Genomic DNA, 14233 nt, shown 5'->3' on the forward strand with positions numbered 1-14233 from the left:
GCAGCGGTGTCACATCAGATCAGTAGCCCTGACCCTTCTTCTCTTCGTAGACCTTCATCGGCTCGTCTGCAGGCGTGTAGAGCTTCGACTCGGTCTGGATCCACTTCGCCGGAGCCTTCTTGTCCTTCAGATAGGCTTCGAGCGCATCGAAGGCCGGACCTGCCATATTCGGCGTCAGCTCGACCGTGGCATTGGCCTCGCCTTCGGACATCGCCTTGAAAATGTCAGGAACGGCGTCGATGGAGACGACCAGAATATCCTTGCCGGGCTTCAGGCCGGCTTCCTTGATTGCCTGGATAGCGCCGACGGCCATGTCGTCGTTATGGGCGTAGAGAGCGCAGATATCCTTGCCGCCATTCTCGGCCTTCAGGAAGCTTTCCATGACTTCCTTGCCCTTGGTGCGGGTGAAGTCACCGGTCTGGCTGCGAACGATCTTGAGGTTGTCGTGGCCGGCAAGAGCCTCTTCGAAGCCCTTCTTGCGGGCGATGGCCGGCGACGAACCGGTGGTGCCCTGAAGCTCGACGACATTGCACTTCTTGTCGCCGACGGTCTTGACCAGGAAGTCGCCTGCGACCTTGCCTTCATGGACCAGGTCCGACGTAACAGCCGTCAGATAGAGATCATCAGGAGCCTTGATGGTACGGTCGAGAAGAATGACCGGGATTTCGGCTTCCTTGGCTTCCTTGAGAACGTCCTCCCAGCCGGTTTCGACGACCGGAGCAATGAGAATGGCATCGACGCCCTGAGCAATGAAGGAGCGCAGAGCCTTGATCTGGTTTTCCTGCTTCTGCTGCGCATCGGCAAATTTCAGATCGATGCCGCGCTTCTTGGCCTGTTCCTTGGTCACGGTCGTTTCAGCCGCACGCCAGCCCGATTCCGAGCCGATCTGCGAGAAGCCGACAGTGAGGCCGGCGGCCGAAGCCGAACCGAACATGCAGGCAGCCAGAATCGTGGCACTCAAAAGTGCAGTCTTCAATTTCATGATTTCCTCCCAATGCCGCATCTCGCGGCGCAGGGTCAAAAAATCATATAGTATTACTTTTGTAAATCGGAATCTTGGGATGCATTGCAGCAAAAAAAGAGCGCCCAGAAGGGCGCTCTTCGCAACTGCGAGATAGCTGCGCGACTATTTACCCGGCAGCTTGTCGTCGACACCTTCGACATAGAAGTTCATGCCGAGCAGCGTTCCGTCATCGGCCTTCTCGCCGGCCTTCAGCCAGGGCGTGCCGTCCTGCTTGTTGATCGGGCCGGTGAAGGGATGCAGTTCGCCTGACTTGATCTTGGCTTCGGTCTCCTCGGCGAGTTTCTTCACGTCGTCGGGCATGTTGGTGTAGGGCGCCATCGTCAGGATACCGTCCTTGAGGCCATCCCAGCTCTGCTCTGACTTCCAGGTGCCGTCGAGAAGCGCCTTGACGCGCTTGACGTAATAATTGCCCCAAGTGTCGATGATCGCGGTCAGCTGGACGTTCGGGCCAGCCTTGATCATGTCGGAAGCCTGGCCGAACGCCTTGACGCCGCGCTGCTCGGCGACCTGCATTGGAGCGGTCGTGTCGGTGTGCTGGGTGAGGATATCGATGCCCTGGTCGATCAGCGCCTTGGCGGCATCGGCTTCCTTGCCCGGGTCGAACCAGGTGTTGACCCAGATAACCTTCATCTTGAAGTTTGGATTGACCGACTTGGCGCCAGTTTCGAAGGCATTGATGCCCATCACCACCTCAGGAATCGGGAAGGAGGCGATATAGCCGGCCGTGCCGGTTTTCGAGAGCTTGCCGGCGATAATGCCACTGATGTAGCGGCCTTCATAGAAGCGGGAATTGTAGGTCGCGACATTGTCGGCGGCCTTGAAGCCTGTCGCATGCTCGAACTTCACTTTCGGGAACTTCTTGGCAACGGCAATAGTCGGGTCCATGAAACCGAAGGACGTGGTGAAAATCAGCGAGCAACCGGAGCGGGCCATGCGCTCGATGGCGCGTTCGGCATCCGGGCCTTCCGGAACGCTTTCGAGGTAGGGCGTCTCGATATTGTCGCCGAATTCTTTCTCGAGCTGGAGGCGACCGTTCTCATGGGCCTGCGTCCAGCCGCCGTCAGTGCGCGTGCCGACATAAACGAAGCAGACCTTGGTCTTGTCAGCCGCCTCGGCAGCCGAACCGATGCTCAGGACGAGGGCAGCTGTCGCTGCGAGAGCAAGTGCAAGTTTTTTCATATTGATCCCTGTTGGTTGGAAGTTTCGAAAACCGTCTTGTTTGTTGTCGTTCACCGGTCCGGCACGAAGGCTTTGCCGAGCGAGGCCGGCGTATTGATCAACGTCGTGCGCCGATTATGCGAGATGATGATGAGGACCACAACTGTCGCCGCATAGGGCAGCATCGAGAGGAACTGCGAGGGAATGCCGATGCCGAAGGCCTGGGCGTGCAGTTGCAGGATCGTTACCGCCCCAAAGAGATAACCGCCGGCCAGCAGGCGCCAAGGCCGCCAGGAGGCGAAGACGACGAGCGCCAGCGCGATCCAGCCGCGCCCGCTTGACATGTTCTCAGTCCATTGCGGCGTATAGATCAACGACAGCTGCGCGCCGGCAAGGCCGGCGCAGGCGCCGCCGAACATCACGGCGAGGTAGCGCATGCGGATGACATCGATGCCGAGCGCATGCGCCGAGGCGTGATTATCGCCGATGGCGCGGATCTTCAGGCCGGTGCGACTCTTGAAGAGGAACCAGTTGACGGCGATAACGAGCAGGATCGACAGGTAGAAGATCAGATCCTGCTTGAAGAGGACCGTTCCGACATAGGGAATGGCCGAAAGCACCGGAATTTCGATCGGCAGCAAACGGACGCCGGGCGCTCCGACGAAGGCCTCGCCGAGCATGCCGGAGGCGCCGAGGCCAAGGATCGTCATCGCAAGGCCTGTCGCCACCTGATTGGCGACGAGCGTCAACGTCAGGAAGGCGAAGAGCAGCGAAAACAGCGCGCCGCTGACAATGCCGCCGACAATGCCGATATAGGCCGAGCCGGTGAGCTGTGCCGTGGCAAAGGCACCGACCGCGCCCATGATCATCATGCCCTCGACACCGAGATTGAGAACGCCGGAGCGCTCGGTCACGAGTTCGCCGAGCGCGGCGATGACGAGCGGCGTGGAGGCGGTGATGACGGTCAGCAGAATCGCTTCGAAGATGCTCATGCCGCCCTGCCCCCGACCCGCGACCAGACCAGGCGGATTTTGTAATAGATCAGCGTATCGCACGACAGCACGAAGAAGAGCAGCAGCCCCTGGAAGACGCGAGTGACCTTATCGGAAACGCCGAGCGAAAGCTGTGCTGCCTCGCCGCCGAGATAGGTCAGCGCCAGCACCAGGCCCGATGCAATGATGCCGAGCGGATTGAGGCGGCCGAGGAAGGCGACGATGATGGCGGTAAAGCCATAGCCCGGCGAGATCGCCGGCTGCAGGTGACCGATCGAGCCGGAGACCTCGGCTATTCCGGCAAGGCCGGCAAGAGCGCCCGAGAAGAGAAAGCTGAACCAGATCATCTTTTTCGACGAGAAGCCGGCAAAGCGCCCTGCCCGTTCGGATTGGCCGAGCACGACGATCTGGAAGCCTTTCAGCGTGTAGCGCAGCATGAACCAGGCAGCGACCGCCGCAATGATGGCGAAGATGAAGGCCCAATGGGCGCGGCCCGATTCTTCCCAGATCGCCGGCAGCACCGCTTCCGTCGCGAAATCACGCGAAACCGGAAAGTTGAAGCCTTTCGGATCGCGCCAGGCGCCGCGAATCAGCCAGTCGAGGAAGAGCTGGGCGATATAGACCAGCATCAGCGATGTCAGGATCTCATTGGTGTTGAAATGCGCCTTCAGCAGCGCCGGAACGGCGGCGAAGAGCGCACCGCCGAGCGCACCCAATATCAGCATCAGCGGCAGCACCAGCGGCGAATGCCAGTCGTAGAAGACGATCGGCAGATAGGAGCCGGTGATGGCGCCGATGGTGAACTGGCCTTCGGCGCCGATATTCCAGTTATTCGAGCGATAACAGACGGTGAGGCCGACGGCAATCAGGATCAGGGGCGCGGCCTTGATCGCCAGCTCATGCAGCGACCAGACCTCGAGCAGCGGTTCGACGAAGAAGGCGTAGAGTGCGGCGACCGGGTCCTTGCCGAGCATGGCGAACATGATGGCGCCGAACACCAGCGTCAGGACAAGGGCCAAGAGCGGCGAGACGAAAGCGAAGAGCTTCGAGACGTCGGGGCGTTTTTCGAGTTCAATGCGCATGGGGCGCCTCCGGAGCAGAGCTGCTCTCGTGCAGGCCGCCCATCAGCAGGCCGATCTTTTCACGCGTCAGTTCGCCCGCCGGGAAAGGTCTGGAAAGGCGGCCTTCGGAGATGACGGCGATATCTGTCGCCACCTCGAAAATTTCGTCGAGATCCTGGCTGATAACGACGACAGCCGAACCGCTTCTTGCGAGATCGACGAGCGCCTGGCGGATGCGGCTTGCCGCCCCGGCATCGACGCCCCAGGTCGGCTGGTTGACGACGAGCACCGCCGGCTGGCGGTCGAGCTCGCGGCCGACGATGAATTTCTGCAGGTTCCCGCCGGACAGGGAGCCGGCGGCGGGATCCTCGCCACTCTTGCGGACATCCATCGCTTCTGAAATGCGCCTGGCTGCGGATTTCACCGCAGCGTGGCGGATGATGCCGAAGAGGCCCAGAAACGCCTTGCGGTCGGACTGGCTGCGGGCAAGGACGAGATTGTCCGACAGTTTCATGGCGGAGACGGCGGCGTGGCCGTGGCGCTCCTCCGGCACGAAGCCGGCGCCGAGAAGACGGCGGGCGGTAATGCCCTGGTTGCCGACCGGTTTCTTGCGGATGACGATCGCCTCGGCTGAGGCGACCGGATATTCGCCAGACAGTGCGTCGAAGAGCTCGCTCTGCCCGTTGCCCGCGACACCGGCAATGGCGAGGATTTCGCCGGAGCGGACCGCCATCGACACATCGCGCAGCGCCATGGCGAAAGGGGTGCGCGCGGCAACGGAAAGACTGGCGACGGCAAGCTGCACCTCGCCCCTGTCGCTGCGCTCCGGATGCGTCACGGTCGCCACTTCGCTGCCGACCATCATGCGAGCGAGGGAGGCAGGCGTTTCCCGCTTCGGATCGCAGGCGCCGGTCACGCGGCCATGACGCAGGACGGTGGCGCGATCGCAGATGCGCTGCACCTCTTCCAGGCGGTGGCTGATATAGAGAACCGAACGGCCTTCGGCGCGCAACTTGAACAGCGTCTCGAACAGCTTGTCAGCCTCCTGCGGCGTCAGCACCGAGGTCGGCTCGTCGAGGATAATGAGCTTCGGGTTCTGCAGCAGCGCGCGGACGATCTCGATGCGCTGGCGCTCGCCGACCGAGAGATCGGCGACATGGGCATGCGGATCGAGCGGCAGGCCGTAGGCGATGGACAGCGCCCTCGCCTCCTCGGCGATCCTGTCGATCGGGATGGCGTCATCCAGCGACAGGGCGATGTTTTCGGCAACCGTCAGAGCCTCGAACAGCGAAAAATGCTGGAAGACCATGCCGATGCCGAGCTTGCGGGCTTCACCCGGCGACGTGATCGCGACCGGCTGACCCTGCCAGAGGATCTGCCCGCCCGTCGGCTCGAGAACGCCGAACAGCATCTTCACCAGGGTGGATTTGCCTGCACCATTTTCGCCGAGAAGCGCATGAATTTCGCCCGGCGCAATATCGAGATCGATTTCATTGCAGGCGGCAAAGCCACCGAAGAACTTCGTCAGCTTCTGGACCGATAATAACGCGCCGGAATCCGGCACATTCAATGGCGACACGTTCCCCTCATTTCTTCTGCCAACCGGTCCGTTCGGATCTCATGGAATCAGCAGCGTCGTTCCTGTTGTTTTTCTTGTTTCCAGATCCACGTGAGCCCGCCCAACCTCACGCAACGGATAGGTTTGATTGATATTGATACGCACTTTGTTGCTTTGCACAATATCAAATAGCGCTTTGGCGCTGTCGATCAGCTCCTGACGCGCGGCGATATAGGTGAAGAGCGTCGGCCGTGTCGCAAAGAGCGAACCCCTCTGCGCCAACATTGCGAGGGTGAAATTTTCGATCGGACCGGAAGATTGGCCGAAGGAGGCAAAAAGACCGCGCGGCTTCAGACAATCGAGCGATTGTGGAAAAGTATCCCGGCCGATCGAATCGTAGACGACATCCACGCCCTTGCCGCCGGTGATGTCGCGAACGCGATCGGCGAAGCTGTCGCTCTTGTAGTTGATCACATGATCGTAGCCATGGGCGAGCGCCAACTCGATCTTGTCTTCGGAGCCCGCCGTGCCGATGACGGTGGCGCCGAGCGCCTTAGCCCATTGGCCTGCGATCAGGCCGACGCCGCCGGCTGCGGCGTGAAACAGCAGGACGGTCTCAGGGCCGACCTTGAAGGTGCGGTTGAGGAGATATTCGGCGGTCATGCCCTTCAGCATCATCGCCGCCGCCGTTTCGAGTTCTATGCCGTCAGGCACATGCACCAGATGCCGCGTCTCAATATTGCGTTCGGTGCTATAGGCGCCGTCGGCGCTGGCGTAGGCGACACGGTCGCCGACCTTGAAATCCTCGACGCCGGGGCCGACCGATGTCACGGTGCCGGCGCCCTCCTTGCCGGTGACAAAGGGCAGATGCGGCGCCTTGTAGGTGCCGTTGCGGAAATAGACATCGATGAAATTGAGCCCGACCGCCGCCTGTCTGATCTGCACTTCGCCTGTCGATGGCGGCGGAAGATCGATCTCAACATAGTCAAAAACCTCCGGCCCGCCCGTCCTCGAAAATGAAACCGCCTGCGTCTTGGTCATCTTGCCTGTCCTATGCTTCGCGCCCAAGGGCGGGGAAGAATTGCAGCACCGCGCCGATGACGTAAAGATAGGCGCCGGTTACGATGAAGAGAATGAGCGCCCATTCGGGTGTGTCGAAATGCATCAGCAGCGAAAAAATGCCGAGCGCCGACCACAGGAAAAAGACGCCGAGATTGAGCGGGCGCAACCTTTTGACCCGGACCGGGTGAAGGAAATTGATCGGCAGGAAGGTCAGCACCACCGAAACGATGACGACGGTGAGCGCCGTCGTGGCGCTGGCATCGATGACGAACAGCGTGAAAACGATCATGTTCCAGACCACGGGGAAGCCGGAGAAGAAATACTCGTCCGTCTTCATGCCCATATCGGCATAGTAGATGGCGCTGGAGACGACGATCATGCCGGCGGCGAGGAAGGACCAGGGCTCGCCGATCATGCCGCTCTGATAGAGCGCGAAGGCCGGCAGAAGCACATAGGTGACGTAGTCGATGATATTGTCGAGCGTATCGCCCGACCAGTTCGGCAGAACTTCCTTGACGCGCACCTTGCGGGCGATCGGCCCGTCTATGCCGTCGACCAGAAGGGCGAGGCCCAGCCACCAGAACATGTCGATGAAGCGGTGCTCGGCGGCGGCAACGACGCCGAGAAACGCAAGAAAGGAGCCGGATGCGGTCAGAATATGGACGGAAAAGGCGCGCATCTCCGCATAAGGAACTCGCTTGTAGTTGAAAATCTTCATATTCCCCGACCGCCCTATCGCGCTCGCCCCGGCAAGCATCTTTTTTTTCGCCACCATCGCCGGACCCTGTTGCTGAATCGGGTTCGACGCCGTAGGTCTTTGTTGTCGCACCGTTTTTGTCGAAAACCGGTATCCGTTTGCGGCGCGATGCTCTAATATGCATCCTTTGCCGGGCTTCGCCAGCGGGAAATACGACATTCCCCGCCTGCCCTTGCTCCCCATTGAATCCTGACAATGACATGCATATTTCCCTTTAGAAGCGTCGCGTGGAATGGAATGCCTTTAATTCCGGCCGGATTTGTAATATCTCGCTCGCATTCGAAAGTTCATCCGACGAAACGGGATCCGCTACCGAAATGAACGCGCCTGCAAAGACCGAAGACTTCGCCTTGTCCATCCCCGCCGGCGTCTATGCCGAGACGGTGCTCGATGTCACGCACTATACCGACCGGCTCTTCCGCTTCACGATGACCCGGCCGCAGGGCTTCCGTTTCCGTTCCGGCGAATTCGCGATGATCGGCCTGATGGTCGAGGGCAAGCCGGTGTTCCGCGCCTATTCGATCGCCAGCCCCGCCTGGGCCGAAGAGCTTGAATTCTTCTCGATCAAGGTGCCGGACGGTCCGCTCACCTCCCATCTGCAGGCGATCAAGCCGGGCGACCAGGTGCTGATGCGCAAGAAGCCGACCGGCACGCTGGTGCTCGATGCGCTGACGCCCGGCCGTCGTCTCTACATGTTCTCGACGGGAACGGGCATTGCGCCTTTCGCCAGCCTGATCCGCGATCCCGAGACCTATGAGAAGTTCGAGGAAGTCATCCTTACCCATACGACACGCGATGTCGCCGAACTGAAGTACGGCTTCGATCTCGTGCACGAAATCCAGAACGACGAGTTGCTGAAGGAAGTCGTCGGCGACAAGCTGCGCCACTATCCGACAGTGACGCGCGAGGATTTCGAATATCGCGGCCGCATCACCGACCTTATCTCCTCCGGCAAGCTGTTCACCGATCTCGGCGTACCGCCGCTCGACCCGGCGATCGACCGCGGCATGATCTGCGGTTCCTCGGCCATGCTGAAGGATACCAAGGAACTGCTTGAGAAGGCCGGCCTCGATGAAGGCGCCAACAGCAAGCCCGCCGAATTCGTCATCGAGCGCGCTTTCGTCGGCTAAAACATTTCTGACAATCAGACCTGTGGCGGCTCCGGAAACGGAGCGGCTTCTATGTCTGGCTGAGGTAATCGATCAGGACCGCCATGGCGGCGCGCGCCTCATCCGACCTGCCCTGATGGATGGCGCGGATGACGGCGACGTGTAGCGCGATGGCGCGATCCATGCGCTCCGGGCTCGCCTTGGAGTACCAGAGGCGGCGCGAATGCGTCTGCACCGGGCCGAGTGCTGCCGTGATGAAGCCGTTCGGGCAGGCATCTTCAAGGATTTCGTCGAAGGCCTTGTCGGCGGCGAAGAAGCCGGCGAGATCGCCGGTGACGGCGCATTCCTCCATCGCGCGGGCGCAATCGATGAGGCGCGCGCGATGCTCGTCGCTTGCATGTTCAGCAACAAGGCTTGCCGCGATCGGCTCCAGCTCGCGGCGCACCTGCATGACATTGCGATGATCCTCAGCCGCGATCTCGGCGATCTGCAGCCCGACGCGCGGCTTCACCAGGATCAGCCCCTGCCAGGCAAGCTTCTGGATCGCCTCGCGCACCGGCGTACGCCCATGGCCCGCCATATCGATCAGCTGCTTTTCAGTGACCAGCGCGCCGGGCTTCAACGCCAGCGTCACGATCAGATGCTCCAGCGCGAGATAGGCAAGATGGCTTTGTGAAGTCTGCATGCAAACAACCGTGCCCCACTGATATATCAAATTCTGGCATGCTGGAAAACGCACGGCAAGCCGTACTGGTATATCCCCACGGAGATAAATGAATGGACGCTCTCAAGATTGAGTGCTCCGACGAAGGGGCGTCTTCGTGACAGCGCGGACCGGCGGTCCGCGCCATCGTATCTCAACAGAAATTGTCCCTTGTCACCTTACGATTGTCATGCGCCTGGCGAAATGCTTCGATGCTCCTCATGAACCGGTTTCATGGAGCTCGCAATGTCTCCCGACAACGTTGACCTTAATCTCCTGCGCGTCTTTGATGTTCTGATGCGGGAAAGGAGCGTTACGCGCGCTGCCGATCAATTGGGCCGGACCCAATCCGCAGTCAGTCACTCGCTCTCGAAATTGCGCATCGTATTTAAGGACGAGCTGTTCACACGCGACGGCGGATTGATGAGGCCCACGCCTCGCGCATTGGAGCTTATCGGGGACCTATCTGACTCTCTCGGAAAAATTCGCACGTTGATTGGGCGGTATAATGTCTTCGACCCTGCAACGACAGAACGAAAGTTTCGCATGGGGCTCACTGACTATCATGCGATGATCTTCATCCCAGGCCTCATTCGAGAATTCTCCAGACAGGCGCCATATGCGACCCTGAATGTCATACCTGCAAATCGGGCTGAATCCGAAAGCGCAGACTACTTCCGACAGGTTGATTGCACTTTGACGGGCGCGAGTCTGAAGGACGACCCCAACCTGACTAAAACCGAGCTCGGGCAGGACAGAATCCTCTGCGCTGTTTGGAGTGGCAGCCAGATCGCCAGGGCTCCATTAGGTTTGGAGCAGTATCTTTCGGCATCTCACCTTCAAATTTCCGCCGATGGTTTATCTGAGGGTTTGGCAGATGCTGCACTTAAAGAGCGTGGGCTTAGGCGAAAGGTCGTAGCAACCATTTCGAACTACCTAGTGATGCCGTTGGCGCTCAGGGGGACGGACCTGATCACGCATTGTGGCGACGGTATTTTTCAGATTCTTGACGAAGCAAACGAGATAACACTTCTCTCTCCGCCCATACCCATTCCTTCCGTCAGCGCAAGTCTCGTGGTTCACCGGCAGATGGCTGCCGATCAGGGAAGCCTTTGGTTGCGTCGCCTCATAACTGAACTGTATCACGCGGCTCAAATCAGAAAAAATGAAGCCATATTGGCAAACAACGTTATCGCGTGACGAGGAGCGCCAACTAGGTCGTCAGCTTTGACGCATCCACCGGGGCCTGATGTTCGTATGAATCTCATTCATAAATCGAATGACGACAACCAATTTGACAGTTTAGTCCTCAGCGAGCCACCCTCTTTGGCAGAATTCAAAAAAGGGGATCCATTTATGCGAAATTTAGTGGCTGGTATTCTCGGCGCGGTAATTGCCGCCTGTGCATATCCCGTTTCGGCGGGAACCTTAGACGATGTCAAAGCAAAGGGCATCCTCACATGCGGGACGAACCCGGCAACGGCGGGTTTCAGCGTTCCTGACAACGATGGGAAGTGGACAGGCTTCGTCGTCGACTACTGCCGCGCCGTGGCCGCTGCCATCCTCGGGGATGCAACGAAGGTCAAGTTTATCCCGCTCAACGCCAAGGATCGGTTTACCGCGCTCCAATCCGGTGAGATCGACATCCTGGCTCACAATGCGACTTGGACGTCCTCGCGAGACACTTCCCTCGGCATCATCTTCGCTGGAGTTTATTTTTATGACGGCCAGGGCTTCATGGTTCGCAAGTCGGAGAATATTCAGTCCGCCAAGGGTCTGGACGGCGCATCGATTTGCGTTTCGCAGGGGACGACCGCCGAATTGAATCTGGCCGACTATTTCCGCATCAACGGCATGACCTATAGCGCCGTCGGTTTCGCGGATGAAGAGGCTGTTATCAAGGCCTATGAGGAAGGGCGTTGTGACGTTTTCTCCGCAGACACTTCGAGCCTGAACGCTGCGCGTATCCGTATGGCGAAGCCCGACGAGAACGTCGTGCTCCCGGAAATCATTTCGAAGGAGCCGCTGGGGCCAGCCGTCCGCCAAGGTGACGACCATTGGCTGAACATCGCCAAGTGGACTCTCAATGTCATGCTCGCTGCAGAAGAGTTCGGCATAACCTCGAAAAACGTCGACGAGATGAAAAATTCCGACGATCCGAATATTCGCCGTCTCCTGGGCGTCGAAGGAAGCTTCGGCAAAGACGTCGGGCTCGGTGAGACCTGGTCTCAGGACATCATCAAGCAGGTCGGCAATTATTCCGACATTTTCGAGCGTTCGATCGGCAAGGAATCTCCCTTGAAGATAGAACGTGGTGTGAATGCTCTCTGGAACGCCGGCGGCCTTCAGTACGCGCCTCCCATCCGTTGATACGAGGCCGCCAGGAGAATCGGCGGCCTCTTCCTAGTTGGGAGGAACGAATGGTTGACATATCTCAGCCAATTTATGTGCGCAAAACCTTCTCGTTGCATGACAAAAAGGTCCGTGGCATCGCCTATCAAGCCGCGTTGGCGGTGAGCCTGTCAGTGATCCTCGCTGCGGTTGCAACCCAAACCGTTTCCAACATGAAACGACGCGGCATTCCTCTCACATTTGATTTCTGGAACCAAACGTCAGGATTTCAGATCAACCAGACGCTGATCCCATACGACACCCTGTCCACCTATGGACAGGCCTTTTGGGTAGGTGTTGCGAACACGCTCCTGGTAAGTGTACTCGGCATCGTTTTTGCTACGATTATCGGTTTCCTGATCGGCGTTTCACGCCTTTCCCGCAACTGGATAGCGGCCAAAGTCGCGACCTCCTTTGTCGAAGTCATCCGAAATATCCCGCTGCTGCTTCAGCTTCTGTTCTGGTACAACGCAGTCCTCAAGCCGCTGCCCGCTCCAAAGGCATCGATCTCCCTTCCAGGGGGAATATACCTCAACAATCGCGGGGTCATAATGCCAGCGGTTGAACTTCAGGCCGGCGCCAGCTGGGTCGGCGTCGCAATCGCTGTCGGGATAGCTGTTGCTGTTGCATTCGGGGCCTACGCCCGGACCGTCCAGAAGCGAACCGGCAAGCAGCTTCCAATCCTCCTAGTCAGCATACTCGCCCTCGTTGGGTCACCGCTGCTTGCTTATTTAGCAATGGGCAGTCCCGTGACCTTCACCTATCCGGAGTTGAAGGGTTTCAACTTCCGTGGTGGCCAGCAAATCTACCCCGAATTTGCCGCCCTGCTCATCGGCCTTTCTGTTTACACGGCGTCATTTATCGCTGAGATCGTCCGCGGCGGCATTCAAGCCGTTTCGAAGGGACAGACAGAAGCGGCCCATGCGCTCGGTCTGCCGGACGGCAAAACGTTACGCCTGGTTGTGGTTCCGCAAGCATTGCGGATCATCATTCCGCCACTGACCAGTCAATATCTGAACTTGATCAAAAACTCATCGCTTGCTGTTTTTATTGGCTATCCCGACCTCGTTCAGGTCTTTGCGGGATCGGTCCTCAATCAAACGGGGGCGGCGGTCCAGGTGATGGCCATAACGCTCGCGGTCTATCTCGTCATCTCTTTGATCACATCGGCCGCCATGAACGCCTTTAACCAACGTTTTGCGCTCGTGGAGAGATGAGATGAATGAAGCTCTTCATGCGCCGGCTGCATATCGACATGAATACATTCCTGCTGTCGCTCCGCCGCCCGGAATCCAGCCCGGCCCTATGACTTGGGTGCAGACGAACCTGTTCTCGAGTCCCTTCTCATGCCTTTTAACCGTGTGCTTCACCGGGCTGGCGGTTTGGCTCGTTTGGCTATTCCTGAGCTTTGCCTTGATAAATGCCGTGTGGAGCGGTGACAGCGAAACCTGCCGTGCCAATCCAGACGGCGCATGCTGGTTGTTTGTCGCCGCTAAACTGAACTATCTACGGTACGGCGCATATCCGGCAACCGAGCGCTGGCGGGTCGACGTAACGCAGCTGATTGGTGCTGCCTTGGTCGGGTGGCTCCTATGGCGGAGCGCGCCACATCGTAACATGGCGGCATCGCTGTTTTTTGGAATTTATCCCATTGCGACGTTTGCGCTGCTTCGTGGCGTTGAATCTATGGGCTTACCGATAGTAGACACCACCCTCTGGGGCGGAATGATGATCACGCTGTTGATGTCCATCGTCGGGATCGTGTTTTCGCTGCCGCTCGGAATCGTTCTCGCACTCGGCAGACGTTCCGAGCTCCCGATCGTCAAGGCCGTTTGCGTCTTTTATATCGAAGTTGTGCGAGGCGTACCGTTCATCACCGTACTGTTCATGGCGAACTTCATGATGCCCCTGTTTGTGCCCGAGGCGCTCACGCCGGACAGGCTTCTTCGCCCAATGATCGGCACCGCCCTCTTCTCGGCGGCTTACATGGCGGAAGTCGTTCGTGCCGGACTGCAGGCAATCTCCAAAGGGCAATATGAAGCGGCTCAGGCGCTGGGCCTCGGGTACTTCACGAGCATGAGGCTCGTCATCCTGCCTCAAGCGCTCGCGATCGTCATTCCCGGCATCGTTTCGACATTCATTGGACTATTCAAGGACACGACGCTCGTCGCAATCGTCGGCATTGCAGACTTTCTGCGAGCGGTCGAAACCGCCCGTATCGATCCGAACTGGGCGGGACCGACTATCTCGTCAACCGGTTATCTTTTCGCGGCGGTTATCTACTGGATCTTCTGTTTCGGGATGTCTCGGTATTCCATGTCCGTGGAAAGTCATCTCGCGCGCGGTCACAAATCATAGGAAGTGCGGATGTTGAACAATCCGAAGTAGACGCCGCTGGCGACATCACAGCAGCCGCTG

The 14233-nt window shown here is 58.9% G+C and carries 13 protein-coding genes; 5 read left to right on the forward strand and 8 right to left on the reverse strand.

The features are described 5' to 3' along the window. Positions 1–19 precede the first annotated feature (19 nt). The 7 genes from ytfQ to pcsA all read right to left on the reverse strand — a co-directional run bounded on the left by ytfQ (position 20) and on the right by pcsA (position 7573). Positions 20–982: a galactofuranose ABC transporter, galactofuranose-binding protein YtfQ gene (ytfQ, locus tag BS630_RS34225; RefSeq protein WP_077981023.1), complete on the reverse strand. Its 963-nt coding sequence runs from the start codon at positions 980–982 to the stop codon at positions 20–22. A gap of 144 nt (positions 983–1126) precedes the next feature. Beyond that, the gene (locus BS630_RS34230; RefSeq protein ID WP_077981024.1) at positions 1127–2203 is read right to left on the reverse strand and encodes a BMP family ABC transporter substrate-binding protein; all 1077 of its coding nucleotides are present in this window, start codon (positions 2201–2203) and stop codon (positions 1127–1129) included. Positions 2204–2253: 50 nt separating this feature from the next. Beyond that, positions 2254–3174, reverse strand: coding sequence for an ABC transporter permease (locus BS630_RS34235; RefSeq protein WP_077981025.1), 921 nt, complete (start codon positions 3172–3174; stop codon positions 2254–2256). Then, a complete protein-coding gene (locus BS630_RS34240; RefSeq protein WP_077981026.1) occupies positions 3171–4256 on the reverse strand; it encodes an ABC transporter permease in 1086 nt (361 codons plus the stop codon). The genes BS630_RS34235 and BS630_RS34240 overlap by 4 nt, the downstream gene beginning before the upstream one ends. Further along, complete coding sequence (locus BS630_RS34245) at positions 4246–5814, reverse strand: ABC transporter ATP-binding protein (RefSeq protein WP_038614171.1); 1569 nt, start codon at positions 5812–5814, stop codon at positions 4246–4248. Before BS630_RS34245 ends, BS630_RS34240 begins: the two co-directional genes overlap by 11 nt. Positions 5815–5853: 39 nt before the next feature. Continuing rightward, positions 5854–6834, reverse strand: coding sequence for a quinone oxidoreductase family protein (locus BS630_RS34250; protein WP_077981027.1), 981 nt, complete (start codon positions 6832–6834; stop codon positions 5854–5856). 10 nt (positions 6835–6844) lie between these two features. Further along, entirely contained in the window at positions 6845–7573 is a 729-nt protein-coding gene (gene pcsA / locus BS630_RS34255) for a phosphatidylcholine synthase (RefSeq protein WP_077981270.1), read from the reverse strand. 356 nt (positions 7574–7929) lie between these two features. On the opposite strand from pcsA, the gene BS630_RS34260 reads away from it, so the two are divergent. Continuing rightward, the gene (locus tag BS630_RS34260; RefSeq protein ID WP_018069601.1) at positions 7930–8742 is read left to right on the forward strand and encodes a ferredoxin--NADP reductase; all 813 of its coding nucleotides are present in this window, start codon (positions 7930–7932) and stop codon (positions 8740–8742) included. Positions 8743–8791: 49 nt separating this feature from the next. On the opposite strand, the gene BS630_RS34265 is transcribed toward BS630_RS34260, so the two are convergent. Beyond that, the gene (locus BS630_RS34265; RefSeq protein ID WP_077981028.1) at positions 8792–9406 is read right to left on the reverse strand and encodes a GntR family transcriptional regulator; all 615 of its coding nucleotides are present in this window, start codon (positions 9404–9406) and stop codon (positions 8792–8794) included. Positions 9407–9670: 264 nt separating this feature from the next. On the opposite strand from BS630_RS34265, the gene BS630_RS34270 reads away from it, so the two are divergent. From BS630_RS34270 to BS630_RS34285, 4 genes are all read left to right on the forward strand, one after another. Beyond that, entirely contained in the window at positions 9671–10624 is a 954-nt protein-coding gene (locus BS630_RS34270; protein ID WP_158081442.1) for a LysR family transcriptional regulator, read from the forward strand. 156 nt (positions 10625–10780) lie between these two features. After that, positions 10781–11794, forward strand: coding sequence for an amino acid ABC transporter substrate-binding protein (locus BS630_RS34275; RefSeq protein WP_077981030.1), 1014 nt, complete (start codon positions 10781–10783; stop codon positions 11792–11794). A 50-nt stretch (positions 11795–11844) separates the two neighbouring features. Next, positions 11845–13032: an amino acid ABC transporter permease gene (locus BS630_RS34280; protein WP_077981031.1), complete on the forward strand. Its 1188-nt coding sequence runs from the start codon at positions 11845–11847 to the stop codon at positions 13030–13032. A 1-nt stretch (position 13033) separates the two neighbouring features. Next, positions 13034–14173 carry an amino acid ABC transporter permease gene (locus BS630_RS34285; protein ID WP_077981032.1) on the forward strand — a complete coding sequence of 380 codons (1140 nt, stop codon included), beginning with the start codon at positions 13034–13036 and terminating at the stop codon, positions 14171–14173. The last annotated feature ends 60 nt before the right edge of the window (positions 14174–14233 follow it).

It is taken from the genome of Rhizobium laguerreae, assembly GCF_002008165.1.
GTDB classification, from domain to species: domain Bacteria; phylum Pseudomonadota; class Alphaproteobacteria; order Rhizobiales; family Rhizobiaceae; genus Rhizobium; species Rhizobium laguerreae.